Below are 23,438 nucleotides of genomic sequence, written 5' to 3' on the forward strand. Positions count from 1 at the left end.
CAGGCATGGCGCTTTCTCTCACCCTCCCCACCGCAGGCGGCGCGCTCGCGCCCTACGCGTTGCGCGGCACCGCGCCGGTCAAGCCCGGCGCGGGCGTGAAGTTCAACCGGATTGCGTACTCGGCCGCGCACGTGGTGGCCGACCCGCTGGCCGCCATCGATCCGTGGCTGCAATGCGCGGTCGACTGGGACACCACCATCGCCTACCGCCGCCACCTGTTCTCGCTGGGGCTGGGCGTGGCCGAGGCCATGGACACCGCGCAGCGCGGCATGGGTCTGGACTGGCCCACGTCGCTGGAGCTGATCCGCCGCTCGCTGGATGCGGCCAAGGACGTTCCGGGCGCGCTGGTGGCTTCAGGCTGCGGCACCGACCACCTGGACATCGACAGCGTGAAGAGCGTCGACGACGTGATCCGCGGCTATGAAGAGCAGATGGCCGCCATCGAGGCCCTGGGCGGCAAGCTGATCGTGATGGCCAGCCGCGCGCTCGCCCGCGTGGCAAAGAGCCCTGCCGACTACGAGCGCGTGTACGACCGCATCCTGAGCCAGGCGAAGCAGCCGGTGGTGCTGCACTGGCTGGGCGACATGTTCGACCCCGCATTGGCCGGCTACTGGGGCACCAAGGACGTGGACGCGGCCATGGACACGGCGCTGGGCATCATCGTCGCGCACCCGGACAAGGTCGACGGCATCAAGATCTCCCTGCTCGACAAGGACAAGGAAATCGCGATGCGCCGCCGCCTGCCGGCCGGCGTGCGCATGTACACGGGCGACGACTTCAACTACGCCGAGCTGATCGCGGGCGACGGCTTCGGCGACGAGCCCACGCACGGCAAAAGCGACGCACTGCTGGGCATCTTCGACGCCATCGCGCCCGCGGCCAGCGCGGCCCTCGGGGCGCTGGCGCAGGGCGACGAGAAGAAGTTCCACGACATCCTCGGCCCCACCGTGCCGCTGTCGCGCCACATCTTTGCGGCGCCCACGCGCTTCTACAAGACCGGCGTGGTGTTCATGGCCTGGCTCAACGGCCACCAGAAGCACTTCACCATGGTCGGCGGCCAGCAGAGCACGCGCTCGCTGCAGCACTTCGCCGAGCTGTTCCGGCTGGCCGATGCGGCCAACCTGCTGGAGCAGCCGGAGCTGGCTGTGCAGCGCATGAAGACGCTGCTGGCCCTGCACGGCGTGGAAGGTTGAAGCAGCCCATGCGCGATTTCTCGCAAGACCACGACTGGCTGTCGATCAACACCGCCACGGTTCGCAAGCAACTGGGCGCCGAGGTGCCGCTGGACCGCATCATCGACCAGTGCGCCGAGCGCGGCATCCGCGCGATCAGCCCGTGGCGCGACCAGGTGGCGGCTGTCGGTCTCGACAAGGTGGCGAAGCAGTTGAAGGCGCACGGCATCGGGCTCTCGGGCTACTGCCGCGGCGGCTTCTTCCCCGCGCCGGATGCAGCGGGCCTGAAGGCCGCGCTGGAAGACAACCGCCGCGCCATCGACGAAGCGAAGACGCTCGACGCGCCCTGCCTGGTGCTGGTCGTCGGCGCGCTGCCCGGCGCGCTCGACGGCAAGGCGGCCTACAAGGACATCGGCCGCGCGCGCGGCGAAGTGCGCGACGGCATCGCCGCATCGCTTGAGTACGCCCGCGAGGTCGGCATGCCGCTGGCCATCGAGCCCCTGCACCCGATGCAGGCGGCCGACCGCGCATGCATCAACACGCTGGAGCATGCGCTCGACCTGTGCGACGAGCTCGACGCGGGCAAGAGCGGCATGCTGGGCGTGGCGCTGGACATCTATCACGTGTGGTGGGACCCGAAGCTGCAGCAGCAGATAGCCCGCGCCGGCCGCGAGCGTCTGCTGGCGTACCACGTCTGCGACTGGCTCACGCCCACGCGCGATCTGCTGAGCGACCGCGGGATGATGGGTGACGGCGTGGTCGAGCTGAAGAAGATCCGCGGGTGGGTGGAGGACGCGGGGTTCTCTGGCTTCAGCGAAGTGGAGATTTTTTCGAATCTCGACTGGTGGCAGCGGGCTGGGGCTGAGACTCTGGAAGTCTGTATCGAGCGGCACAAGCGGGCTGTCTAGCGCTGCTCTGTGTTCGCCGTGTTCGGGGCGCGTGCACAGGCCATCGGGTACTCCCCTCCGCGAATGTCCCCCGGGGCTGCGCCCCTCCTCCTTTATTTCGCTGCGGGGAGCACCCGATGCCCTGTACACGAGGACACGTTGCTGGTGCTCGGCCGATCAACAAGTGCTCAGAACGACGCAGAAGTACACATCCACGTCGGTTGCTACGGAGAACTTGCGATGAGCAGTCATCTCGCGCCCCCGGTTCCAGGCCAGTCTTCATCAGCCCGGCGGGCAATCTCCTGATCTGACGGGTCAATGCTGCAACTTCCGCTGCGTGGCTGCCTCACGTCGACGGACGATTTCGAGCCCGGAATTGGCTTTCCTTGGGCTTCCGGCTTCAAAGCGGCCTCCAATGTGACCGCTCTCACTGGTCAGTTCGACGTGGAAGGCCCGCGACTCAGGTTGCTGTCGCGATCCAGGAAACCATCTACGACTGGTCCCCATAGGTCGGTCAAGGAAAGGATGTGATGGCCGTCTTGCCCAGGACGTGTATCGAGTGCATGAAACTGCCCCTGACCGCCAGCAAGCAAGAAGGCGTTAAAGCTCTTTTGACTATGAGCAACGCTATAGAAGGGGTCGTTTTCCGCGTATAGCCATACGCTGGGACCGGAGAACTTCGCGCCTCTTCGGGCAATAGCAGTATTGATCATCTCGGATGCAGGCCCATTTTCAGCAACCCAGCCACCCACAAAATTTAGGACGGCGCCGAAGAGATCGGGTCGAGACGCGGCAGATGCCAGTGCAAGGAAGCCTCCACGAGAATGGCCGCCGATCATCAAGTGTTCACGGTTCACGTCAGGCCTCGCAAGCAGGTGCTCCACAACGCACGCCACGTCTACCAGCGCATGCTCGAAGCCTGGAAGAGCATATTGGGGATCGTCAGAGTACTGCGACCGATCTGGTTCGAAGCCCTCGTCGTAAATTCCCCCTGACTTTCCGCGCCCGCGCCGTTGGGGGAACACGACCATCCAGCCGCGGTCGTTGAAGTGCTTCGCCAATGCTGGACTGGTCACCGTGCTGGTAAACACAGACGGATCATTCCCGATACCCGTCGAACCATGATTGAACACAAGCGTCGGGAAAGGACCCGGCCCATCCGGTTTGAACGTCACCATCTCAAGCGTGATCTGCTCACCATGCTCGAACATGCCGGTGGGCACGCGTTCGATGATGCGCCGTCCTCCAGCACTCAGCTGTGATAGGACACCAGCGATCCAGCGGCCGTCCGGCTCTCGCCACAAAAGCTCAACAACACTCGGGTTTCTCATTCGAAGCTGGAGGGTTGCGCCACTTTTCAGCTGACCGCGAAGTTCGTTTCCGTGAATTTGCGCGAGCAGACGTTCGTTAAAAGGATCATGGCTCACAGATGCTCGCGCACAAACGATCGTGGCGGCGCGCCGGGAAAGCCGTTCGACTATCAGCTTGACGTCGCAGCGCCGGCCCTGATCGGCCCATCCTGACCACTCCCCGGACCAAGCTGAAATTGATGCCGGCAGATCGGCAGACGGCTTCTCGACCGCGATGTCTGCCGGAAGAGCAGCGGCGCCTGTGCTCTCCGATGCGTCTGGCTCCAGGGCGCTCATGAATCCGGGCCAGATTGTGGTGATCTCTTGGTCTGCGGTCATCGGCTATCGAGCGACACCTTCAAACGTTGGGTAGTGGACGACGGGGAGCGTACACCACGAGTGCTCGACTGACAGCAACCCGTTCCCCAGGCGGGCCGCGAAATCCGCGGCCCGCAGACCAGCCGCTAACCGCCAGCCCCAAGCGCTCCACGTCGCGCCATCTCGTTCACCTGAAACAACTCTCCAGCCTTGCGAGCAAGATCGGCCGCAAGCCAAAGCAGGTTGTCCAGTCGTCGAGGCCCATCGCCGCTGCACCAGTCGATGTCTTCCCCGTGGCAGACCCACAGGAGCGCTTCGAGTTGAGAGAGTGTGTTTTCGAGAAGATCCGCCGGGTCTTGGGCGGTTTCTGCGGAAGCTACCGGCGTGCGAGGCCGGGCTATAGTCTTGCTAGCCATTTTTGTGCGGTCCTTCTAGGGTGTTGCACGAACTTGGTTAGACGGTCGGGGTGCTGGTAACACCCCGGCCGTCGCCTTTTGATACCTCGCATCTGCATCGCTGCTTTCGCACCGACGACCTGCCGCGAGGCAAGCAGCCTTCAAACATGTAGGTGGCTTGGGTGTGTTGCTTCCCTTGGTGGGGTGTGAAGTGACAGGGGCATCCACTCTAGAGAAGAACGCGACAAAGCAGCCGTTCCACGCGGCACGAAGTCCCGACGACCGCCAACAAATGCAGCTTCCGCAGCGGCACTGAACGATCACGCTGGCGGGGTGCCTTGCGCAGCGAAATAAAGGAGGAGGCCGAAGGCCGGGGGACATTCGCGGAGCAAGGCACCCCGTCGGCGTGAGCGCGCCCTGAACAACAGCGCAGCAAAGCGCAAAGCCGCGACCTGTGCTGCAATCCGCGAATGCCCGCCCCGACCCTGGACGACCTGCGCCGCTACGCCGTCGCGCGCACCCTCTTCAAGCCGACCACGCTGCCAGCAGCGATCCGCCAACTCGGCTTCGTGCAGGCCGACCCGATCCGCGCACCTGCGCGCGCACAAGACCTCACCCTGCGCCACCGCGTAAAAGACTACCGCGCGGGCGATCTGGAAAGCCGCTACTCGCGGCTCGCCATCGAAGAAGACTGCCTCGTCAACTACGGCTTCCTTCCGCGCGAACACCTTGCGCTCATGCATCCGCGCGAGGCCAAGCGCGTGTGGGACGCCGACACGCGGCGCAAGGCGGCAGACGTGCTGGCCTATGTGCAGGAACACGGCCCGGTGCATCCGCGACAAGTCGAACAGCACTTCGCGCATGGCCGCATCACGAACTACTGGGGCGGCTCGAGCAACGCCACCACGCACCTGCTCGACGACATGCACTACCGCGGCATGCTGCGCGTGGTGCGGCGCGACAGCGGCACGCGCGTCTACGAAGCCGTGACGCACCAGCCCGCCGACGACAGCCCCGCCGGCCGCGCACAACGCGCTGCCGCGCTCATCGAACTGGTGGTGCGCAAATACGCGCCGCTGCCGGCCGCGAGCCTCACCTACCTCGTGCGCCTGCTCGGCTACGGCGCGCCGCATCTCTCGGCGCAGACGCAGGCGGCTCTGCGCATCGCACGCGAAGAACTCGCGAGCTGCCGCATCGACGGCACGACCTGGTACTGGCCCGCCGACGAGAACCCGGCCTCGCGCCGCCACGCGCCCGACGATGCGGTGCGCCTGCTCGCGCCCTTCGACCCCGTCGTGTGGGACCGCCGCCGTTTCGAGCTCCTCTGGGGCTGGACCTACAAGTTCGAGGCCTACACACCCGCGCCCCAGCGCCAGTTCGGCTACTACGCGCTGCCGATGCTGTGGCACGACCGGGTGATCGGCTGGGGCAACTTCGGCAGCTCGGCCGAGGGACGGCTGAAGCCGGTGTTCGGCTATGCCGGCAGGAAGCCGCGCGACGCGGCATTCCGCGCGGCGCTCGACGACGAACTGCAGCGAATGGCGCTGTTTCTCGCCGGACGATGACGCCTTTCTTCCTATAATCGCCAGCCTCAGCCAGCTGCCCGCAACGGGCGCCAGCCGTCTTCGAAGGAACGAAGACCGCAGCTTCGACAGCTGCCCGCGACGACGCAACAAGAACCCATAAAACCCACCGGCCGCCAGCCCGAAGCCAGCCGCCGGTTTGCGCTCGTCCGACCCGCATCGACCGGATCAGAGACGAGAAGCCATGGCGCGCCCGCATTCGTCGCGCGCCGCAGCCACTCCCCCCAAACGCAGGACACAGGAGAAGCTGCACATGACATCGAAGAAGCATCGGCGCCCCGCTTGGCGCCATTCCCATACCCGCCGCGTCACGCTCGCGGCAACCGCCCTGGCGCTGGGCGCCGCCGTGCCGGCCTACGCCGAGGAGAAGGTCGACGCCGCCGAAACCCGCAAGGCGCTGCCCACGGTCACCGTGACGGGCGATGCCGGCGAGACCGCGACCGGCCCGGTCACCGGCTTCGTCGCCAGGCGCGGCGGCAGCGCCACCAAGACCGACACGCCGCTTATCGAGACGCCGCAGGCCATCTCGGTGGTCACGCGCGACCAGATGGAGGCCCAGGGCGCGCTCACGCTGCGCGAAACCACCAACTACACGGCCGGCGTGGTGTCGAGCTACTTCGACAGCCGCGTCGACGCGTTCAAGGTGCGCGGCGGCGACGCGACGCAGTACCTCGACGGGCTGCTGCGCACCTATGGCACCTACAACTCCAGCAAGCTCGACCCGTACATGCTGGAACGCGTGGAGCTGCTGCGGGGCCCGTCGTCGGTGCTCTACGGCCAAGGCGGCGTCGGCGGCGTGTTGAACATGGTGTCGAAGCGGCCGCAGGCCGAGACACAGCGCGAAGTGCAATTGCAGCTGGGCAGCAACGCCCGCAAGCAGGTCGCGGCAGACTTCACCGGACCGATCGACCCCGAAGGCAAGTGGCTCTACCGGCTGGTGGCGGTGAACCGCGACAGCGGCACGCAGGTCGACCATGTGCCGGACGACCGCATCCTGGTCGCGCCCTCGCTCACCTGGCGCCCGAACGCGGACACCTCGCTCACCCTGCAGGCGCTCTACCAGAAGGACAAGAGCGGCTCGCTGATCGGCTTCTTCCCGTGGCAGGGCACGCTGCTGCCCTCGCTCTACGGGCAGATTCCCACTTCGACGTTCCTGGGCGAGCCGGGCTTCGACCGCTACGACACCCGCACCACGTCGCTGGGCTACCTGTTCAGCCACCGCCTGAACGACACCTGGACTTTCCGCCAGAACCTGCGCTCGACCGAGAGCAAGGTGGTCTACAACACGTCGTACACCAGCTTCACCGCCAACCGGCTCACCGGCCGACCGGCGCGGCCGGTGTTCAACGCCGACCAGCGCACGCTGGAACGCGACCTGAGCAGCGACATCAACGGCGGCAAGATGCTGCTGTTGGACAACCAGGCAGAGGCCCGCTTCAAGACCGGCGATGTCGAGCACACGGTGCTGCTGGGCGCCGACTTCCAGCGCAACACCACCTCCAAGCTGTCGGGCCGCGGGCGCGCCGGCGCGCTCGACGTCTATGCACCGGTGTACGGCAACTACACGCCGCCCACCAGCTACACGCGCTCGCCCGAGGTGGTGCAGAAGCAGGCCGGCATCTACGTGCAGGACCAGGTCAAGTACGGCCGCTGGATCGGCGTGCTGGGGCTGCGCCACGACAAGGCCACCACCGACACCCAGGGCCGGCCTGCGGCGGCCGGTGACGACAAAGCCACCACCAAGCGCGCAGGCATCGTGTACCAGGCCGACGGCGGCTGGGCGCCTTACCTGAGCTATTCGGAGTCGTTCCTTCCGCTGGGCGGCGTCGACCTGAACAACACGCCCTTCAAGCCCCAGCGCGGCAAGCAATGGGAAGCCGGCGTGAAGTGGGAGCCCGAAGGACAGCGCAGCTCGTTCATGGCGGCGGTGTACGACCTGCGCGACACCAACCGCAAGACCACCGACCCGACCAACCCGCTCAACAGCGTGCAGCTCGGCGAGGTGCATGTGAAGGGGCTGGAGCTGGAATACAAGCGCAGCATCGCGCGCGACTGGGACTGGATCGCCACCTACGCCTACACCGACGCGCGCGTTTCGCGCAGCAACGCCGCCGACCTGGGCAAGCGCATCTCGGGCGTGCCCACGCATGCGGCTTCGGCATGGGTGACGCACCGCTTCTCGATCGGCGGCGTGCCCGGCTTCTCGGCAGGCGGGGGCGTGCGCTACGTCGGCAAGTCGTGGGACGGCATGGACGCCAACCCGGTGCCGGCGGTCACGCTGCTGGACGCGATGTTCGCCTGGGACAACGGCCCACTGCGCCTGTCGCTCAACGTGGCCAACCTGACCGACAAGGTGCAGCTCACCACGTGCCTGGCGCGCGGCGACTGCTTCTACGGCCAGCGCCGTACAGTGACTGCATCAGCCACGTATCGCTTCTGACGAAAATCCCCGCGCAGCCGAAGGTCTGGCGCGCGGGTGACAAGCCCGGCCGCGGCGCGCTCCTAGAATCGCGCCGTCGTCCGGCCAGCCGGACGGCAAGCGTTCTCAGGGCGGGGTGCAATTCCCCACCGGCGGTAATGGCGGCTTTTTCTCGAAAGAAATGCCGCACAAGCCCGCGAGCGCCTGGCGCCCTCGACGGGTTCCAGGGTCAGCAGATTTCGGTGCGATTCCGAAGCCGACGGTCACAGTCCGGATGAAAGAGAGCGCGAAATGCGGGTCGACCCGCGTGCCCTGCCATGCAGGCGCGCGGGTGGCCCCGTGGTTTCGTGCGCCCTGATTCAGGAAACCTGCTTTCAAGAGGCACACCATGAGTCAGATCAACGACCTTCCCCTCTCCGCCATCACCGCGTCGGGTTCGCCGCGCGGCACGCGCATCGCATTCGTCGAGGCGCAGTGGCATTCCGACATCGTCCACCAGGCGCGCGACGCCTTCCTCGAAGAAATGGCGCGGCTCGGCGTGGCGCGCGAGCTCATCGACATCTTCGACGTGCCGGGCGCCTTCGAGATCCCGCTGCATGCCAAGCGGCTGGCCAACTCGGGCAAGTACGCGGCCATCGTCGGCTGTGCGCTGGTGGTGGACGGCGGCATCTACCGCCACGAGTTCGTCGCGAACACAGTGGTCAGCACGCTGATGTCGCTGCAGCTGGAGACCGACGTGCCGATCTTCTCGGCCGTGCTCACGCCGCACCACTTCCATGAGCACGTGGAGCACCGCAAGTATTTCCATCGCCACTTCGCTGTCAAAGGGACTGAAGTGGCCGAGGCCTGCGTCAGGACGCTCGAAGCGCTCAAGCAGGTGGACGCGCTGCTGGCCGCGTGACAACGGACGCGAGGCTGAAGTAATCTGGGCGGATGAGCTCTTCATCATCCGCCTCGAACGACCGCTACACACTCTACGGCGCGCCCGGCTCCGGTGCCACGCCCATCCATGCGGCGCTGACGCTCATCGGCGCGCAGGTCGACACCGTGGACGTGGCCGCATGGGAGGGAGAAGCTGAGCGCGAACGCGTCTCGGGCGTCAACCCGATGCGCCAAGTGCCCGCGCTGGTGCTGCCTTCGGGCGAGGTGATGACCGAGAGCGCGGCCATCCTGATCTGGCTCGGCGACCGCTACCCGGAAGCCGGCCTCTGCCCCGCGCCCGACAGCCCGCTGCGCGCGCGCTACCTGCGCTGGATGGTCTACCTGCCGGCCGCCATCTATTCGCTGTTCTGGGTGCGCGACGATCCCCCGCGGCTCGTGCCCGACCCCGCCGGCCAGCCCGCGATGCTCGATCGATCGGCCGAGCGCATCGCGCATTGCTGGCACCTGATGGACACGCAGATCGACGAGCCCGCGCCCTACCTGCTCGGCGACAGGCTCGGCATGCTCGACCTGTACGTGACCGTGATGTCGCGCTGGACGCCGCGGCGCGCGCGCTTCTACCGCGAGGCGCCGCGCATGGCGCCGGTGGTGAAGCGCGTGGACGCCGATCCGCGCCTGGCCGGTTTCTGGGCCGAGAGATTTCCGTTCACGCCCGGCTGGGAAACCACGGGAGCGTAGCGCGCTGCTCTTTTCATAATCGACGCCATGACCGCTCGCCCCCCCACCACCGACTATCCGATGACGATCTACCACAAGCCCAACTGCAGCACGTCGCGCAACGTGCTGCAGCTGATCCGCGAAAGCGGCGTGGAGCCCGAGATCGTTCTCTACCTGGAAACCCCGCCGGGCAAGAAGAAGCTGCGCGAGCTGGCCAAGGCCATGGGCCTGGGCGCGCGCGACCTGCTGCGTACCAAGGAAGCGCCCTACGAAGAGCTCGGATTGGCCGACGAGAAACTGAGCGACGACCAGCTGTTCGACGCCATCGTGGCGCACCCCATCCTGCTGCAGCGGCCCATCGTGGTGTCGCCGCGCGGCACGTTGATGTGCCAGCCGTGGCAGCGCGTGGAAGAGATCCTGCCCGCGAAGAAAAGCTAGGCGGGCACTTCCTGCCCGAGGCCCCACGCCACGTGCTCGCGCACGAGCTCGCTGGGGTGCTCCGCGCGCGTGGCGAGCGCTTCCTTTGCGCCGTCTTCGCCCGCGCGCACCGCATTGCCCAGCGCCACCGCAATGTTGCGCAACCAGCGCTCATGGCCGATGCGGCGGATCGGGCTGCCTTCGGTGCGGCGCAGGAAGTCGGCCTCGGTCCATGCGAAAAGCTCCGCCAGCGAGCGCCCGGTGAGCCCTTCGCGCGCGTCGAAATCGGGCAGCTCGCTCTTCTTCGCGAACTTGTTCCAGGGGCAGATCAGCTGGCAGTCGTCGCAGCCGTAGATGCGGTTGCCCATCAACGGGCGCAACTCCAGCGGAATGGCGCCGCCGTGCTCGATGGTGAGGTAGGAAATGCAGCGCCGCGCGTCGAGCCTCCGGGGCGCCACGATGGCCTGCGTCGGGCACACGTCGATGCATGCGCTGCAACTGCCGCAATGCGCGGTCACGGGTTCGCTCGGCGGCAGCGCCATATCGACGTAGATCTCGCCCAGGAAGAACATCGAGCCCGCGTCGCGGTCGAGCACCAGCGTGTGCTTGCCGCGCCAGCCCTGCCCGCTGCGCGAGGCCAACTCCGCCTCGAGCACCGGGGCCGAGTCGGTGAAGGCGCGGTGGCCGAAGGGCCCGACCTCTTCGGCGATGCGTTCCGCCAGCTTCGCGAGCCGGTTGCGCAGCACCTTGTGATAGTCCCTGCCCCGCGCATAGACCGACACGATGGCTTCGCCGGGCCGCGTGAGGCGGTCGAACTCGACGGCCTGCCACTCGGGGGCGGTGTCGCGCGGCAGGTAGTTCATGCGCGCGGTGATCACGCTCACCGTGCCCGGCACCAGTTCGGCCGGCCGGGCGCGGCGGGTGCCGTGTGTTGCCATGTATTGCATCTCGCCATGGAACCCATGGGCCAGCCACTGCATCAGACCGTCCTCGGCGCTCGATAAATCGACGCCCGCGATTCCGATTTGGGAGAATCCGAGTTCCCGGGCCAAAGCCTGAATACGAACAACGAGTGGATGGCTGACGATCACTTGCCGATTGTAGAAACGCAAACGAGCACCCGCACCCTGCGCTGGCGCAGCGAAGACGACACCGCCGCTTTCGCGCAGGCGCTCGCCGCATCGCCCGCGTTGCGCGACGCCTTCATCGCGCTGCACGGCGACCTCGGTGCCGGCAAGACGACTTTCGTTCGGCACCTGCTGCGCGCGCTCGGCATCGCGGGGCGCATCAAGAGCCCCACCTACGCGGTGGTCGAGCCGCACGATGCGCCCGACGGCCTGCAGATCTTCCATTTCGACTTCTATCGCTTCGCCGACCCGCGCGAATGGGACGACGCCGGTTTCCGCGACATCTTCGCGGGGCCGGGCCTCAAGCTGGCCGAATGGCCCGACAACGCCGCGGGCCGCACACCAGTTGCCGACCTCGCTATTAAAATAGAAGCAATGACTGACGACACACGCAGCGTGACCCTCCTCGCGAACACCCCTCGCGGCAGCGATCTGCTGGCGAGCATCGCCGCATGAAGGCGGTCGGCCTGAAACGGCGCGTGCTTCTGCAGGGCGGCAGCATCGCGCTGATGCTCGGCGTGCACCAGATCGCGCGCGGCGCGACCATCCTCGCGGTGCGCGTATGGCCCGCCGCCGACTACACCCGCGTGACCATCGAGTCCGACGCGCGCCTCAATTCGCAACAGCTCGTGGTGGGCAGCCCGCCGCGGCTCGCGGTCGACATCGAGGGCATCGACCTCAACCCCGAACTGCGCGAGCTGGTCGGCAAGATCAAGCCGGGCGACCCGTACATCAACGGCCTGCGTGTCGGGCAGAACGCGCCGAAGGTGGTGCGCATCGTGTTCGACCTGAAGCAGGCCGTGGTGCCGCAGGTGTTCTCGCTCGCTCCAGTGGCCGCGTACAAGCACCGCCTTGTGCTCGACCTGTACCCCGAGCAGGCCGTCGACCCGATGGAAGCGCTGATCGCGGAGCGCCTGCGCGACGCGCCCCGCGCACCACAGGGCAGCAACCCGCCCGTGGCCGGCATCGTGCCCTCGAACCCGACCGCGCCGGCGGGCGACCCGCTCGGCGACCTGATGGCGCAGCAGGCCATGCGCCCCGGCCCGCAGACGCCGCCGCCAGCCGTGGTGGCGGGCAACGATCGCCCGCAGGCGCCGGTGATCTCCGCGCCGCCGCCACCTGTGGTGGGCACCGCGCCCGTCAGGCCGTTGGCGCCACCCGCATCGCCACCGCCGGTGGCCGCGCCCCGCGGCGGCACCGCCACGGCGAGCCGCACCGACCGCATCATCATCGTGGCGCTCGATCCCGGCCACGGCGGCGAAGACCCCGGCGCCATCGGCCCCAGCGGCACGCGCGAAAAAGACATCGTGCTGCAGGTTGCGCACCGCCTGCGCGAACGCATCAACGCGGGCAGCGTGAACGGCAGCCCGATGCGCGCGTTTCTCACGCGCGACGCCGACTTCTTCGTGCCGCTGGGCGTGCGCGTGCAGAAGGCCCGGCGCGTGCAGGCCGACCTGTTCGTGAGCATCCATGCCGACGCCTTCACCACGCCCGCCGCGCGCGGTGCCAGCGTGTTCGCGCTGAGCCAGAGCGGTGCGTCGAGCAGCGCCGCGCGCTGGATGGCCAACAAGGAAAACGAAGCAGACAAGGTCGGCGGCGTCAACGTGGGCGGCCATGAGGCGCAGGTGCAGCGCGCCCTGCTCGACATGAGCACGACCGCGCAGATCAACGACAGCCTCAAGCTCGGCGGCGCCATGCTCGGCGAGATCAAGAACATCGGCGCGCGGCTGCACAAGGGGCAGGTCGAGCAGGCCGGCTTCGCGGTGCTGAAGGCGCCAGACATTCCCAGCGTGCTGGTCGAAACCGCCTTCATCAGCAACCCGGAAGAAGAAGCGAACCTGCGCCGCGTCGACTACCAGGAAAGCCTGGCCGATGCGCTGATGCGCGGCATCCAGCGCTACTTTGCACAGAACCCGCCGCTTGCGCGCAGCCGCCAGCTCTGAGCCGCAGGCGGGGCTTTTGTAAAGCCAAAGCATGCCCTGCTGTCCCACGCGGGGCGGCCCGTGACAGCGCACAGGGAGGCGCGGCAGACTCCTACACCGTGCCAAAGCGCAACCTGGACATGATGGCTCATCACTCCTTGAAAGGTGCACATCATGAAGACACGACTCTGGATCGCAGCGGCTGCAGCCACTTCCGTCATGGCTATCGCGGGTTGCGCAAGCGGCCCCAACCAGAACCTCGGAACTGGTGTGGGTGCGGTAGGCGGTGCGCTGGTGGGCAATGCCATCGGCGGCAACACGGCAGCCACCGTCGGCGGTGCAGCCATCGGCGGCATCATCGGCAACCAGGTGGGCCGCAATGCCGACGAACGCAACTACTACAACCAGCAGCGCTACCCGAGCGGCAGCGGCTACTACCCTGGCAACGGCCCGAACTACTGATCAGGTTCAGGCCCAGTGATGAAAAAAAGCGCGCCCTCGTGGCGCGCTTTTCTGTTTCTGCTCGGGTGAATTGATCGCGGATCAGGCCGCGGGCAACTGCGCTGCGCGCGCCTTCTCGGCCTTGGAAGCGCGCCATGCGCCGAAGATGGCGAGCAGGCCCGGAATGAAGATCAGCGCCCAGATGATCTTGTCGAGATGCTGCCGCACGAACGGCAGGTTGCCGAAGAAGTAGCCGGCGGTCGCGATGCCCAGCACCCAGATCAGCGCGCCGGCGACGTTGTATGCCGTGAACTTGCCGCGGTTCATCTCCGCTACGCCGGCAACGAAGGGCGCGAAGGTGCGAATGAAGGGCATGAAGCGCGCGAGCACGATGGTGATGCCGCCATAGCGTTCGTAGAAGCCATGCGCCTGGTCGAAGGCCTTGCGGTTGAAGAATCGCGAACTCTCCCACTGGAACACCTTCGGTCCGAAGTAGCGGCCGATCGAATAGTTGCACTGGTCGCCCAGGATGGCCGCCACAATCAGGATGCCGCACGCCAGCGGATAGCTCATGAGTCCCGCGCCGCACAGCGCGCCGACGATGAACAGCAGCGAGTCGCCGGGCAGGAACGGCATCACCACCGCGCCGGTCTCCACGAACACGATCAGGAAGAGCAGCGCATAGACCCACGGACCGTAGGCGATGACGAACTGCTCGAGGTGCTTGTCGACATGCAGGATGAAGTCGACGAGAAAGCTGATGATTTCCATGGGCGCGGATTATCCTTGCTCAACCCGAACGCCCCCTGAATCACCCCAACATCGGGCAGCGCGGCACGCCTCCTAAAATGGCTCGGTGAGTGCCCTCCCAACCTCTCCCCTTCCCACCGAACGCCGCCCCATCCGGGAACTGCCCGACGAGCTGATCAGCCAGATCGCCGCCGGAGAAGTGGTCGAGCGGCCCGCCTCGGTGGTGCGCGAACTGCTGGACAACGCGCTCGATGCGGGCGCCCGCCAGATCACGGTGCGGCTGGCCTCGGGCGGCGTGCGGCTGATCTCCGTCGAGGACGACGGCATGGGCATTCCGCGCGAAGAACTCACCGTGGCCCTGCGCCGCCATGCCACCAGCAAGATCGCGAGCCTCAACGACCTGGAAACGGTCGGCACGATGGGCTTTCGCGGCGAGGCGCTCGCGGCCATCAACGCGATCGCCGAACTCAGCATCCTTTCGCGCTTTGCCGGCGCCGACACGGCCTTCGCCCTGGACGGCCGCACCGGCGAACTGCGGCCGGTGGCCCGCTCCACCGGCACCACGGTCGAGGTGCGCGAGCTGTTCTTCGCGACCCCCGCGCGCCGCAAGTTCCTGAAGACCGACGCCACGGAACTCGCCCATTGCATCGAGGCGGTGCGCCGCCATGCGCTGGCGCGGCCCGAGGTGGGCTTCTCGATCTGGCACGACGGCAAGCTGGTGGAGCAATGGCGCGCGGCCGAGGTCCGCGAGCAGCGGCTGGCCGATGCGCTGAGCGACGATTTCGTGGCGCAGAGCGTGGCGGTCGACCGCGTCGGCGGTCCGGTGCGCGTGGTCGGCCGTGCCGGCATTCCCGATGCGGCCCGCTCACGCGGCGACCAGCAGTTCTTCTACGTCAACGGCCGCTTCGTGCGCGACAAGGTGCTGTCGCATGCCGTGCGCAGCGCATATGAAGACGTGCTGCACGGCCACCGCCAGCCGATCTACGCGCTCTACCTCGAGATCGATCCGTCGCGGGTCGACGTGAACGTGCATCCCACCAAGATCGAGGTGCGCTTCCGCGACGGGCGCGAGATCCACCAGGCGGTGCGCCATGCCATCGAGGACGCGCTGGCGGCGCCGCGCGCCGGCGACGCCGTGGCCGCATCCGGCCCGCCGCAGCCCTTCTTCAGGCAGACACCGCTGCCACCGAACGCCAGCTGGGCCCAGCCTGCTATCAATTTCGTAGCTCAGGAACGCGGCGCCGGGGATTTCGAAGCGCTGTGGCCCCAGCAGCGCGCCGATCGCTCCGACGACCAGCCACGGACTGAAACAGCCTTTCGTCCGCCGGCCGGACTCGGCCTGTCGGCGGTCGCTCCCGCTGCAGCGCCGGCGCCGACGGCGACCAACGACGAGGCCTGGCCCCTGGGCCGCGCGCTGGCCCAGCTGCAGGGCATCTACATCCTGGCCGAGAACAGCCAGGGCCTGGTGGTGGTCGACATGCACGCGGCGCACGAGCGCATCGTCTACGAGCGGCTCAAGACCCAGCTCGACGGCGCGGCCATCACCAGCCAGCCGCTGCTGATTCCCGCCACCTTCGCGGCCACGCCGCAGGAAGTGGCCACGGCCGAAGCCTGCGCGTCGGTGCTGCCGACGCTGGGGCTGGAGATCACGCCGTTCTCGCCGCGCACGCTTGCGGTGCGCGCGGTACCCGGAACGCTGGCCGACGGCGACCCGGTGGAGCTGGCGCGCAGCGTGCTGGCCGAGCTGGGCCAGCACGACGCAAGCACCGTTGTGCAGCGTGCCCAGAACGAATTGCTCTCCACCATGGCCTGCCACGGCGCCGTTCGGGCCAACCGCAAGCTCACCATCGACGAAATGAACGCACTGTTACGCCAGATGGAAGCGACCGAGCGTTCCGACCAGTGCAACCACGGCCGACCCACCTGGCGGCAGCTATCCATCCGCGAGCTGGATTCGCTGTTCATGCGCGGCCGATAGCCCCGGAAAGCGCCTTTCAGAGGGTTTTCGAGGGGTTCGGGCGGTCATCCGCGTTCCGGGCACGCACGTTGCATAGGCTCCACAAAGCGCCTGCGAGCGTTGTTTCAGGGAGTTAACCGCGGCGCGATGTCGGCACGCCGCGGCCAACGCAGGTGAACTTTTCCGCCGACTTCGCTGTCCCTCAACCTCATGATGAAACGCTGGACCCTCCTCGCGTCAGTCTTTTCGCTTTGCGCCCTGCTGGCGGCGGGTTGCTCGACGCTCGACGAACAGCAGCGCCAGTGGATCTTCCAGCCCAGCGACCGCAGCTGGGGCAATACAGCTTCCATGGCCCAGGGCATGGAAGACGTGTGGATCGACTTCCAGTCCTCCCTTACCGGCGAGCCCGCGCGCCTGCACGGCCTGTGGCTGGGCGGCAAGCCCGAGACGACCGACACGCCCGTGCTCCTGTACCTGCACGGCGCCCGCTACAACGTCGCCGGCTCGGCACCGCGCATCCAGCGCATGCACGAGCTGGGCTTCTCGGTGCTGGCCATCGACTACCGCGGCTTCGGGAAGAGCTCCAAGGGCCTGCCCTCCGAGGAATCGGCCCGCGAAGACGCCCGCGCCGCCTGGACCTGGCTGGCCGCGCGCCATCCCAAGCAACACCGTTACATATTCGGCCATTCGCTCGGCGGCGCCATCGGCATCGACCTGGCGGCCCACGTGAACGACGAGAGCGGCGTGATCGTGGAAAGCACCTTCACCTCGATCGCCGACGTGGTGAGCGGCTTCAAGTGGGGTTGGCTGCCATTCGGCCCCTTCATTACCCAGCGATTCGAGGCAATCAACACGGTCAAGAACATCTCCGCGCCGCTGCTGGTCGTGCATGGCACGGCCGACAGCCTGATCAACCCGACGCTGGGCCGCAAGCTGTATGACGCGGCCACGGTGCCTAAACTCTTCGTGCTGGTCGAGGGCGGCTCGCACCACGACACCAACTCGGTTGGCGAGTCGCAGTACCGCGCGGCGCTGGCGCAACTGTTCCGCATGAAGCCGGAGGCCACGCTCGCCAGCAATGGCGGCCCGGCCCGCCCGACACCCCGGCTCGCACCGCCAGCCAATGCGCCCACCGCGCAAGACGTGCGCGGTGCCGCGCCTGCACCGGTGCCAGCGGCCATCTGAGCGACAGTTCCGTGCAAAGGCGTGCGCGGGCAAGCCCCGCGGCGCCGACGCCCCCGCGCCATTTGCTACCCTCGGCGCATCATGTCTCCCAGCTTCCCCCCGGCCGCCGCGGCCAACGCGGCTGCCTCCCCGGCATCGCCGGGCGCCGCGACCCTTCCCGATTCACCGCGCTATGTCGCACTTGCCGGCCCCACCGCATCCGGCAAGACAGCGGTGGCGCTGGCCATGGCGATGGTCCGCCCGGTGGAGATCGTCAGCGTCGATTCGGCGCTGGTCTACCGCGGCATGGACATCGGCACCGCCAAGCCCACCGCCGTAGAGCGCGCCGCCGTGCCGCACCACCTGATCGACATCCTCGATCCGCATGAAAGCTACAGCGCCGCCGCCTTCGTGGCCGACGCCACGCGGCTCATCGGCGAGATCCGCGCGCGCGGCGCGCTGCCGCTGCTGGTGGGCGGCACCATGCTGTATTTCAAGGCGCTGTTCGACGGCATCGACGCCATGCCGGCAGCCGATGCCGCCGTGCGCGCGCGCATCGACACCGAGGCGGCCACGCTAGGCTGGCCCGCCATGCACGCGCGGCTCGCGCAGGTCGACCCGGTCACGGCGGCACGGCTCGCTCCGCAGGACAGCCAGCGCATCCAGCGCGCGCTCGAGGTGTGGGAAAGCAGCGGGCAGCCCCTGTCGAGCTTTCATGCGAGCGACAACAAGACTGCCAGGCCCGTCGACGGCGGCGTGCTGTTCTCGCTCGAGCCCGCCGACCGCGCGTGGCTGCACAAGCGCATTGCCGAGCGCTTCGACGCGATGCTGGCGGCCGGCTTCCTCGATGAGGTCAAGGCGCTGCGCGCGCGCGGCGACCTCTCGACCGACCTGCCCTCGATGCGCTGCGTCGGCTACCGACAGGCGTGGGAAACGCTCGACGCGTGCGGCACGTCGCAACCCGACGCCCGGGCCATGGCCGACCTGCGCGAACGCGGCATCGCCGCCACGCGCCAGCTCGCGAAGCGGCAGGTCACCTGGCTGCGCAGCATGCCGCAGCGCACCGTGATTGCCTGCGACGCACCCTACGCGGTGCAGAACGCCGTTCAACTGATTGCAAAGGCCATGACCCCCAACAGCCCCAAGAGCCAAAAGAGCCCCGGATGACGCTGCGTATTTCCAACCTCGGCAAGCACTACGGTGAATCGCCCGTCTTCGAGAACGTGACACTCGCCGTCGAGCCCGGCGAATTCGTCGCCATCGTCGGCGAATCGGGCGTCGGCAAATCGACCTTGCTCAACTGCATGGCCGGCCTCGACAGCTGGGACAAGGGCACGGTCACGCACGACGGTACCGACATCGGCGCGCTCGACGGCGAAGCCTGCGCGCTCTGGCGCCGCCGCCACGTGGGTTTCGTGTTCCAGGCCTTCCATGTGCTGCCGCACTTGGACGTTGCGCAGAACGTGTCGCTGCCGCTGATGCTGCTGGGCCAGCAGCGCGACGACGGCCGCGTGGCGCACATGCTCGAAGCAGTCGGCCTGCCCGGCATGGGCGCGCGGCTGCCGCAGACGCTGTCGGGGGGCCAGCTGCAGCGCGTGGCCATCGCCCGCGCGCTGGTGCACCGCCCCGCCCTGCTGCTGGCCGACGAGCCCACGGGCAACCTCGATCCGGCCACCGCCGCCAAGGTGATGGAACTGCTGATCGGCCAGACGCGCGAGCATGGTGCGTCGCTGGTGCTGGTCACTCACTCCGAGAGCGCGGCGGCCCGTGCGGACCGCCTGCTGCATCTCACGGCCAGCGGCATCCGCGCCTGACGAGCCCTTCTGCAGCAGATCAAGGCGCGATGAAAGTCGCGTAGCGCGACAGGTCGACGTTGCCGCCGCTGATCACGATGCCCACGCGCTGGCCGGCGATGGCCTTGCCCGCCGCAATGGCGCCCGCAAAGGCGAGGCAGCCAGTCGGCTCCACCACCATCTTCATGCGCTCGGCGAAGAAGCGCATGGCGTCGACGAGCTGCGCGTCGGTCACGGTGAAGATGTCATCCACGTCGCGGCGGATGATGCCGAAGGTGTACTCGCCCAGGTGCTGCGTCTGCGCGCCGTCGGCGATGGTCTTGGGCGTTTCGATGTGCACGATCCTGCCCGCGCGGAACGACTGCTGGCCGTCGTTGCCTGCCTCGGGTTCGACGCCGTAGACCTTGCAGTTCGGCGCGAGTGCGCGCGCCGACAGCGCGGAGCCCGACAGCAGCCCGCCGCCGCCGAGGCACACGAACAGATGGTCGAGCGGACCGGTCTCCTCGATCAGTTCCTTCACCGCCGTGCCTTGGCCGGTGAGCACGTCGGGGTGGTCGTAGGGCGGAATCATCGTCATGCCGCGCTCCTGCGCGAGCCGTTTGGTCAGTGCCTCGCGGTCTTCGGTGAAGCGGTCGTACATCACCACTTCGGCGCCGTAGCCCTGCGTGGCCGCGACCTTGGCGGCGGGCGCGTCCTTGGGCATCACGATCACGGCGGGCATCGACAGCAGTCGGGCCGACAGCGCGATGGCCTGCGCATGGTTGCCCGACGAGAAGGCGATCACGCCGCCCTTGCGCTGCGCCGCGTCGAACCTGGAAAGCGCATTGAACGCGCCGCGGAACTTGAAGGCGCCCATGCGCTGGAAGTTCTCGCACTTGAAGAAGAAGCTCGCGCCCCAGCGCTCGTCGGCGGTGGTCGAGCGCAGCACGGGGGTGCGATGGGCACGGCCCTCGAGCCGCTGTGCAGCGGCAATGACGTCGTCGTAGGTCGGTAGTTGCATGCGCCGAGCTTAGCGGCGGCTTGCCATCTTTTGCAGGTCCGATGGGTAAAAACCCGGTATGCGCGGCCGCCCTGAAGTTTGTACTCTGTATACAGAGTTCAGACCCGGAGCCCGTCCATGCCAGCCCAGCTCGTCAGCATCGAAGCCGCCCCCGACCTCGTCGACCAGGTCTACCGCGCCCTGCTCGGCGCCATCAGCAGCGGCACGCTCGCGCCGGGCGAGCGCATCACGCAGGAAGACATCGCGCAGCGCCTGTCGGTGTCGCGCCAGCCGGTGCTGCAGGCGCTGCGGCTGCTGAAGAAAGATGGCTTCGTGCTCGACGCGCCGGGCCGCGGCGTGCTGGTTGCGCCGCTGGAGGCCGAGGCGATGCGCAAGGTCTACCAGGTGCGCGGCGCGCTCGATGCGCTGGCCGCGCGGCTCGCGGCGCAGCAGCGCTTTCGCATCGATCCGAAGCTCATCGAGCGCGGCCGTCGCGCGGCGCGCGGGCGCAATGTGGAAGCCATGCTCGATGCCGACGTGGCCTTCCACCAGGCCATATACGAGGCCTCGGGCAACCCGCTGATCGGCCAGAGCGCCGATCCGCACTGGCGCCACCTGCGCCGCGCGATGGGCGCGGTGCTGCAGGCCGAGCCGCAGCGCGAATCGCTGTGGGACGAGCACGAGGCAATTGCCGCGGCCATTGCCGGCGGCAACGCCGACCGTGCCGCGCGCCTGAGCGAAGAACATGTCTCGCGGGCCAGCGAGGCACTGAGCGAGCGGCTCGCGCAGCAACAGGCGCGCGCCGCATCCATGACCCCACCGACCAGAAAAGGAGACAAGGCATGAAGCTGACCCCGGAGCAACGCGCGCAGTTCGAGCGCGACGGCTATCTGTTCTTCCCCGGCCATTTCTCTGCCGAAGAGACGAAGGTGCTGACCGACGCGGTGCCGGACCTCTACAGCAGGCGCGAAGCCTTCAACGTGCGCGAGAAAGGCTCCGACGCGGTTCGCACGAACTTTGCCGCGCACCTCATCAGCGAGCCCTTCGCGCGGCTGGCGCGCCACCCGCGCATGGTGGGACCGGTGACCGACCTGTTCGAGGAAGAGGTCTACATGCACCAGTTCAAAATCAACGGCAAGATGGCCTTCGAAGGCGACGTGTGGCAGTGGCACCAGGACTACGGCACCTGGCTCAACGACGACCTGATGCCCACCGAGCGCGCGATGAACGTCGCGATCTTCCTGGACGACGTGAACGAGCACAACGGCCCGCTGATGTTCATACCGGGCAGCCACCGCAAGGGCGTGGTCGATGCGAAGCATGACCTGACCACCACCAGCTACCCGCTGTGGACGGTCGACAACGATCTGATCCGCCAGCTGGTCGACCGTGCCGGCGGCAAGCGCGGCGGCATCGTTTCGCCGAAGGGGCCGGCGGGCTCGATGATTCTTTTCCACAGCTGCCTGGTGCATGCCTCGGGCAGCAATCTGTCGCCCTTCAACCGCGTGGCTGTGTACCTGAGCCTGTGCGCGGTCAGCAACCACATCCGGCGCCACAAGCGGCCCGAGTACATCGCGCACCGCGACTTCACGCCCATCGAGATGCTGCCCGACGACTGCCTGTTGAAGCCCTATCCGGTGGAAGTGCCATGGAAGAACGGCCTGCCCGAGAGCGCGCTGCGCACCTCGCTGGACGTGCTCGACACCGCGGAGGCCTGACCCCATGAGCCTGCACAACCGCCTGCAGCAGCGCGCCGCCGAAGGCCGCCCCGTGCGCATCGGCCTCATAGGGGCCGGCAAGTTCGGCGCCATGTATCTCGCGCAGATTCCTCGCACGCCCGGCGTGCAACTGGTGGCGATTGCCGACCTCTCGCCGGATGCGGCCCGCGTCAACCTGGAGCGCGTGGGCTGGCAGCGCGAACGTGCCGCGGCCTCATCCGTGCAGGAAGCGCTGAAGCACGGCACCACCTGGATCACCGACGACTGGCAGGCAGTGACGCGCGAGCCGTCCATCGACATCGTGGTCGAGTGCACCGGCAACCCCATCGCGGCGGTGGACCACTGCCTGGACGCCTTCGCGCACGGCAAGCACGTGGTGAACGTGACCGTGGAGGCCGACGCCTTCTGCGGCCCGCTGCTCGCACGCAGGGCGCAGCAGGCCGGCGTGGTCTATTCGCTGGCCTTCGGCGACCAGCCGGCGCTGATCTGCGACCTGGTCGACTGGGCCCGCACCTGCGGCTTTCCGGTGGTGGCCGCCGGGCGCGGCCACAAGTGGCTGCCGCACTTCACCGAATCGACGCCCGAGACGGTGTGGGGCAACTACGGCCTCACGCCCGAGCAGGCGAAGCGCGGCGGGCTCAACCCGAAGATGTTCAACAGCTTTCTCGACGGCTCCAAGCCATCAATAGAAAGCTCGGCGGTGGCCAACGCCACCGGGCTCACGGTGCCTTCCGACGGCCTGCTCTACCCGCCCGCGAGCGTGGAAGACATTCCCTTCGTCACGCGGCCCAGGAGCGAAGGCGGCGTGCTCGAGCGCAAGGGCATGGTGGAGGTGGTCTCATCGCTGGAGGCCGACGGGCGCAAGATCCCCTACGACATCCGCATGGGCGTGTGGGTCACGGTCGAGGCCGAGACCGAGTACATCAAGAACTGCTTCGAGGAGTACAACGCCCACACCGACCCGAGCGGGCGCTACTTCACGCTGTACAAGCGCTGGCACCTGATCGGCCTGGAGGTGGGCATGTCGGTGGCCAGCGTGGCGCTGCGCGGCGAGCCCACCGGTGCCGCCACCTGCTGGAACGCCGACGTGGTGGCCACCGCCAAGCGCGATCTCGCGGTGGGCGAGGTGCTCGACGGCGAAGGCGGCTACACGGTTTGGGGCAAGCTGCTGCCGGCCGGCCGCTCGCTGCGCATGGGCGGCCTGCCGCTCGGGCTGGCGCACGGCATCCGCCTGCTGCGTCCGGTGAAGAAGGGCCAGAGCCTGAGTTGGGCCGACGTGGCCATCGACACTTCGACCGCTGCGTACAAGCTTCGCGGCGAAATGGAAGGCATGTTCGCACCGGCGGTGGAAGCGCGGGTGGCGTGAGCGCCCAGCGCGGGTGAATGCCAAATGCTGCATTGCACCCGCGCGCCATAACGGAAAAAATATTTGCCCCGGCGCGCCACGG

At 67.7% G+C, this 23,438-nt stretch carries 21 protein-coding genes and 1 riboswitch; of the genes, 17 read left to right on the plus strand and 4 right to left on the minus strand.

Annotated elements, in window-relative coordinates:
- The first annotated feature begins 5 nt into the window (after nucleotides 1-5).
- Both C4F17_RS08565 and C4F17_RS08570 read left to right on the plus strand, forming a co-directional pair.
- A complete protein-coding gene (locus C4F17_RS08565; protein ID WP_106934950.1) occupies nucleotides 6-1,193 on the plus strand; it encodes a dihydrodipicolinate synthase family protein in 1,188 nt (395 codons plus the stop codon).
- 8 nt (nucleotides 1,194-1,201) lie between these two features.
- Nucleotides 1,202-2,080 carry a sugar phosphate isomerase/epimerase family protein gene (locus C4F17_RS08570; RefSeq protein WP_106937489.1) on the plus strand — a complete coding sequence of 293 codons (879 nt, stop codon included), beginning with the start codon at nucleotides 1,202-1,204 and terminating at the stop codon, nucleotides 2,078-2,080.
- Between the two features lie 413 nt (nucleotides 2,081-2,493).
- Here C4F17_RS08570 and C4F17_RS08575 read toward each other — a convergent pair whose 3' ends face one another.
- Nucleotides 2,494-3,747 carry an alpha/beta hydrolase family protein gene (locus C4F17_RS08575; RefSeq protein WP_106934951.1) on the minus strand — a complete coding sequence of 418 codons (1,254 nt, stop codon included), beginning with the start codon at nucleotides 3,745-3,747 and terminating at the stop codon, nucleotides 2,494-2,496.
- An 844-nt stretch (nucleotides 3,748-4,591) separates the two neighbouring features.
- Between C4F17_RS08575 and C4F17_RS08585 the strand changes: the two genes are divergently transcribed.
- The 5 genes from C4F17_RS08585 (at nucleotide 4,592) to arsC (ending at nucleotide 10,160) form a co-directional block, all read left to right on the plus strand.
- The gene (locus C4F17_RS08585; protein WP_106934953.1) at nucleotides 4,592-5,686 is read left to right on the plus strand and encodes a DNA glycosylase AlkZ-like family protein; all 1,095 of its coding nucleotides are present in this window, start codon (nucleotides 4,592-4,594) and stop codon (nucleotides 5,684-5,686) included.
- Nucleotides 5,687-5,957: 271 nt separating this feature from the next.
- Nucleotides 5,958-8,144 (plus strand): TonB-dependent siderophore receptor, encoded by a 2,187-nt coding sequence (locus tag C4F17_RS08590; protein WP_199851933.1) that lies wholly within the window; start codon nucleotides 5,958-5,960, stop codon nucleotides 8,142-8,144.
- Nucleotides 8,145-8,241: 97 nt separating this feature from the next.
- Nucleotides 8,242-8,413, plus strand: a riboswitch (FMN riboswitch).
- A 98-nt stretch (nucleotides 8,414-8,511) separates the two neighbouring features.
- Nucleotides 8,512-9,024, plus strand: coding sequence for a 6,7-dimethyl-8-ribityllumazine synthase (locus tag C4F17_RS08595; protein ID WP_081266623.1), 513 nt, complete (start codon nucleotides 8,512-8,514; stop codon nucleotides 9,022-9,024).
- A gap of 32 nt (nucleotides 9,025-9,056) precedes the next feature.
- Nucleotides 9,057-9,743, plus strand: a complete 687-nt coding sequence (locus C4F17_RS08600) for a glutathione S-transferase family protein (RefSeq protein ID WP_081266622.1) — start codon at nucleotides 9,057-9,059, stop codon at nucleotides 9,741-9,743.
- A 27-nt stretch (nucleotides 9,744-9,770) separates the two neighbouring features.
- On the plus strand, nucleotides 9,771-10,160 hold the full coding sequence (gene arsC, locus C4F17_RS08605; protein ID WP_106934954.1) for an arsenate reductase (glutaredoxin): 390 nt from the start codon (nucleotides 9,771-9,773) through the stop codon (nucleotides 10,158-10,160).
- Here arsC and queG read toward each other — a convergent pair.
- The gene (gene queG, locus C4F17_RS08610) at nucleotides 10,157-11,230 is read right to left on the minus strand and encodes a tRNA epoxyqueuosine(34) reductase QueG (protein ID WP_081266620.1); all 1,074 of its coding nucleotides are present in this window, start codon (nucleotides 11,228-11,230) and stop codon (nucleotides 10,157-10,159) included. The two genes, arsC and queG, sit on opposite strands and share 4 nt — an antisense overlap.
- Here queG and tsaE point away from each other — a divergent pair.
- The 3 genes from tsaE to C4F17_RS08625 all read left to right on the plus strand — a co-directional run bounded on the left by tsaE (nucleotide 11,216) and on the right by C4F17_RS08625 (nucleotide 13,650).
- Nucleotides 11,216-11,722: a tRNA (adenosine(37)-N6)-threonylcarbamoyltransferase complex ATPase subunit type 1 TsaE gene (tsaE, locus tag C4F17_RS08615; RefSeq protein ID WP_106937491.1), complete on the plus strand. Its 507-nt coding sequence runs from the start codon at nucleotides 11,216-11,218 to the stop codon at nucleotides 11,720-11,722. The two genes, queG and tsaE, sit on opposite strands and share 15 nt — an antisense overlap.
- Complete coding sequence (locus C4F17_RS08620) at nucleotides 11,719-13,209, plus strand: N-acetylmuramoyl-L-alanine amidase (RefSeq protein ID WP_106934955.1); 1,491 nt, start codon at nucleotides 11,719-11,721, stop codon at nucleotides 13,207-13,209. Before tsaE ends, C4F17_RS08620 begins: the two co-directional genes overlap by 4 nt.
- 153 nt (nucleotides 13,210-13,362) lie before the next feature.
- Entirely contained in the window at nucleotides 13,363-13,650 is a 288-nt protein-coding gene (locus C4F17_RS08625; protein WP_081266617.1) for a glycine zipper domain-containing protein, read from the plus strand.
- An 81-nt stretch (nucleotides 13,651-13,731) separates the two neighbouring features.
- On the opposite strand, the gene C4F17_RS08630 is transcribed toward C4F17_RS08625, so the two are convergent.
- On the minus strand, nucleotides 13,732-14,400 hold the full coding sequence (locus C4F17_RS08630; RefSeq protein WP_106934956.1) for a DedA family protein: 669 nt from the start codon (nucleotides 14,398-14,400) through the stop codon (nucleotides 13,732-13,734).
- A gap of 85 nt (nucleotides 14,401-14,485) precedes the next feature.
- On the opposite strand from C4F17_RS08630, the gene mutL reads away from it, so the two are divergent.
- From mutL to C4F17_RS08650, 4 genes are all read left to right on the plus strand, one after another.
- Nucleotides 14,486-16,357 carry a DNA mismatch repair endonuclease MutL gene (gene mutL / locus C4F17_RS08635; RefSeq protein ID WP_106934957.1) on the plus strand — a complete coding sequence of 624 codons (1,872 nt, stop codon included), beginning with the start codon at nucleotides 14,486-14,488 and terminating at the stop codon, nucleotides 16,355-16,357.
- A 192-nt stretch (nucleotides 16,358-16,549) separates the two neighbouring features.
- On the plus strand, nucleotides 16,550-17,521 hold the full coding sequence (locus tag C4F17_RS08640) for an alpha/beta hydrolase (protein WP_081266761.1): 972 nt from the start codon (nucleotides 16,550-16,552) through the stop codon (nucleotides 17,519-17,521).
- An 81-nt stretch (nucleotides 17,522-17,602) separates the two neighbouring features.
- Nucleotides 17,603-18,667, plus strand: coding sequence for a tRNA (adenosine(37)-N6)-dimethylallyltransferase MiaA (gene miaA, locus C4F17_RS08645; RefSeq protein ID WP_106934959.1), 1,065 nt, complete (start codon nucleotides 17,603-17,605; stop codon nucleotides 18,665-18,667).
- Nucleotides 18,664-19,314 (plus strand): ABC transporter ATP-binding protein, encoded by a 651-nt coding sequence (locus tag C4F17_RS08650; RefSeq protein WP_106934960.1) that lies wholly within the window; start codon nucleotides 18,664-18,666, stop codon nucleotides 19,312-19,314. Before miaA ends, C4F17_RS08650 begins: the two co-directional genes overlap by 4 nt.
- A gap of 19 nt (nucleotides 19,315-19,333) precedes the next feature.
- Here the strand turns inward: C4F17_RS08650 and C4F17_RS08655 are convergent, their stop codons facing one another.
- Entirely contained in the window at nucleotides 19,334-20,293 is a 960-nt protein-coding gene (locus tag C4F17_RS08655) for a threo-3-hydroxy-L-aspartate ammonia-lyase (protein ID WP_106934961.1), read from the minus strand.
- A gap of 117 nt (nucleotides 20,294-20,410) precedes the next feature.
- On the opposite strand from C4F17_RS08655, the gene C4F17_RS08660 reads away from it, so the two are divergent.
- Genes C4F17_RS08660 through C4F17_RS08670 form a run of 3 tightly spaced genes read left to right on the plus strand, consistent with a single transcriptional unit; the run spans nucleotide 20,411 to nucleotide 23,356 of the window.
- Nucleotides 20,411-21,118: a GntR family transcriptional regulator gene (locus tag C4F17_RS08660; RefSeq protein WP_106934962.1), complete on the plus strand. Its 708-nt coding sequence runs from the start codon at nucleotides 20,411-20,413 to the stop codon at nucleotides 21,116-21,118.
- The gene (locus C4F17_RS08665) at nucleotides 21,115-21,990 is read left to right on the plus strand and encodes a phytanoyl-CoA dioxygenase family protein (RefSeq protein ID WP_081266610.1); all 876 of its coding nucleotides are present in this window, start codon (nucleotides 21,115-21,117) and stop codon (nucleotides 21,988-21,990) included. The genes C4F17_RS08660 and C4F17_RS08665 overlap by 4 nt, the downstream gene beginning before the upstream one ends.
- Before the next feature lie 4 nt (nucleotides 21,991-21,994).
- A complete protein-coding gene (locus C4F17_RS08670; protein ID WP_106934963.1) occupies nucleotides 21,995-23,356 on the plus strand; it encodes an NAD(P)H-dependent oxidoreductase in 1,362 nt (453 codons plus the stop codon).
- The last annotated feature ends 82 nt before the right edge of the window (nucleotides 23,357-23,438 follow it).

The organism is Variovorax sp. PMC12, assembly GCF_003019815.1.
Lineage (GTDB): Bacteria > Pseudomonadota > Gammaproteobacteria > Burkholderiales > Burkholderiaceae_C > Variovorax.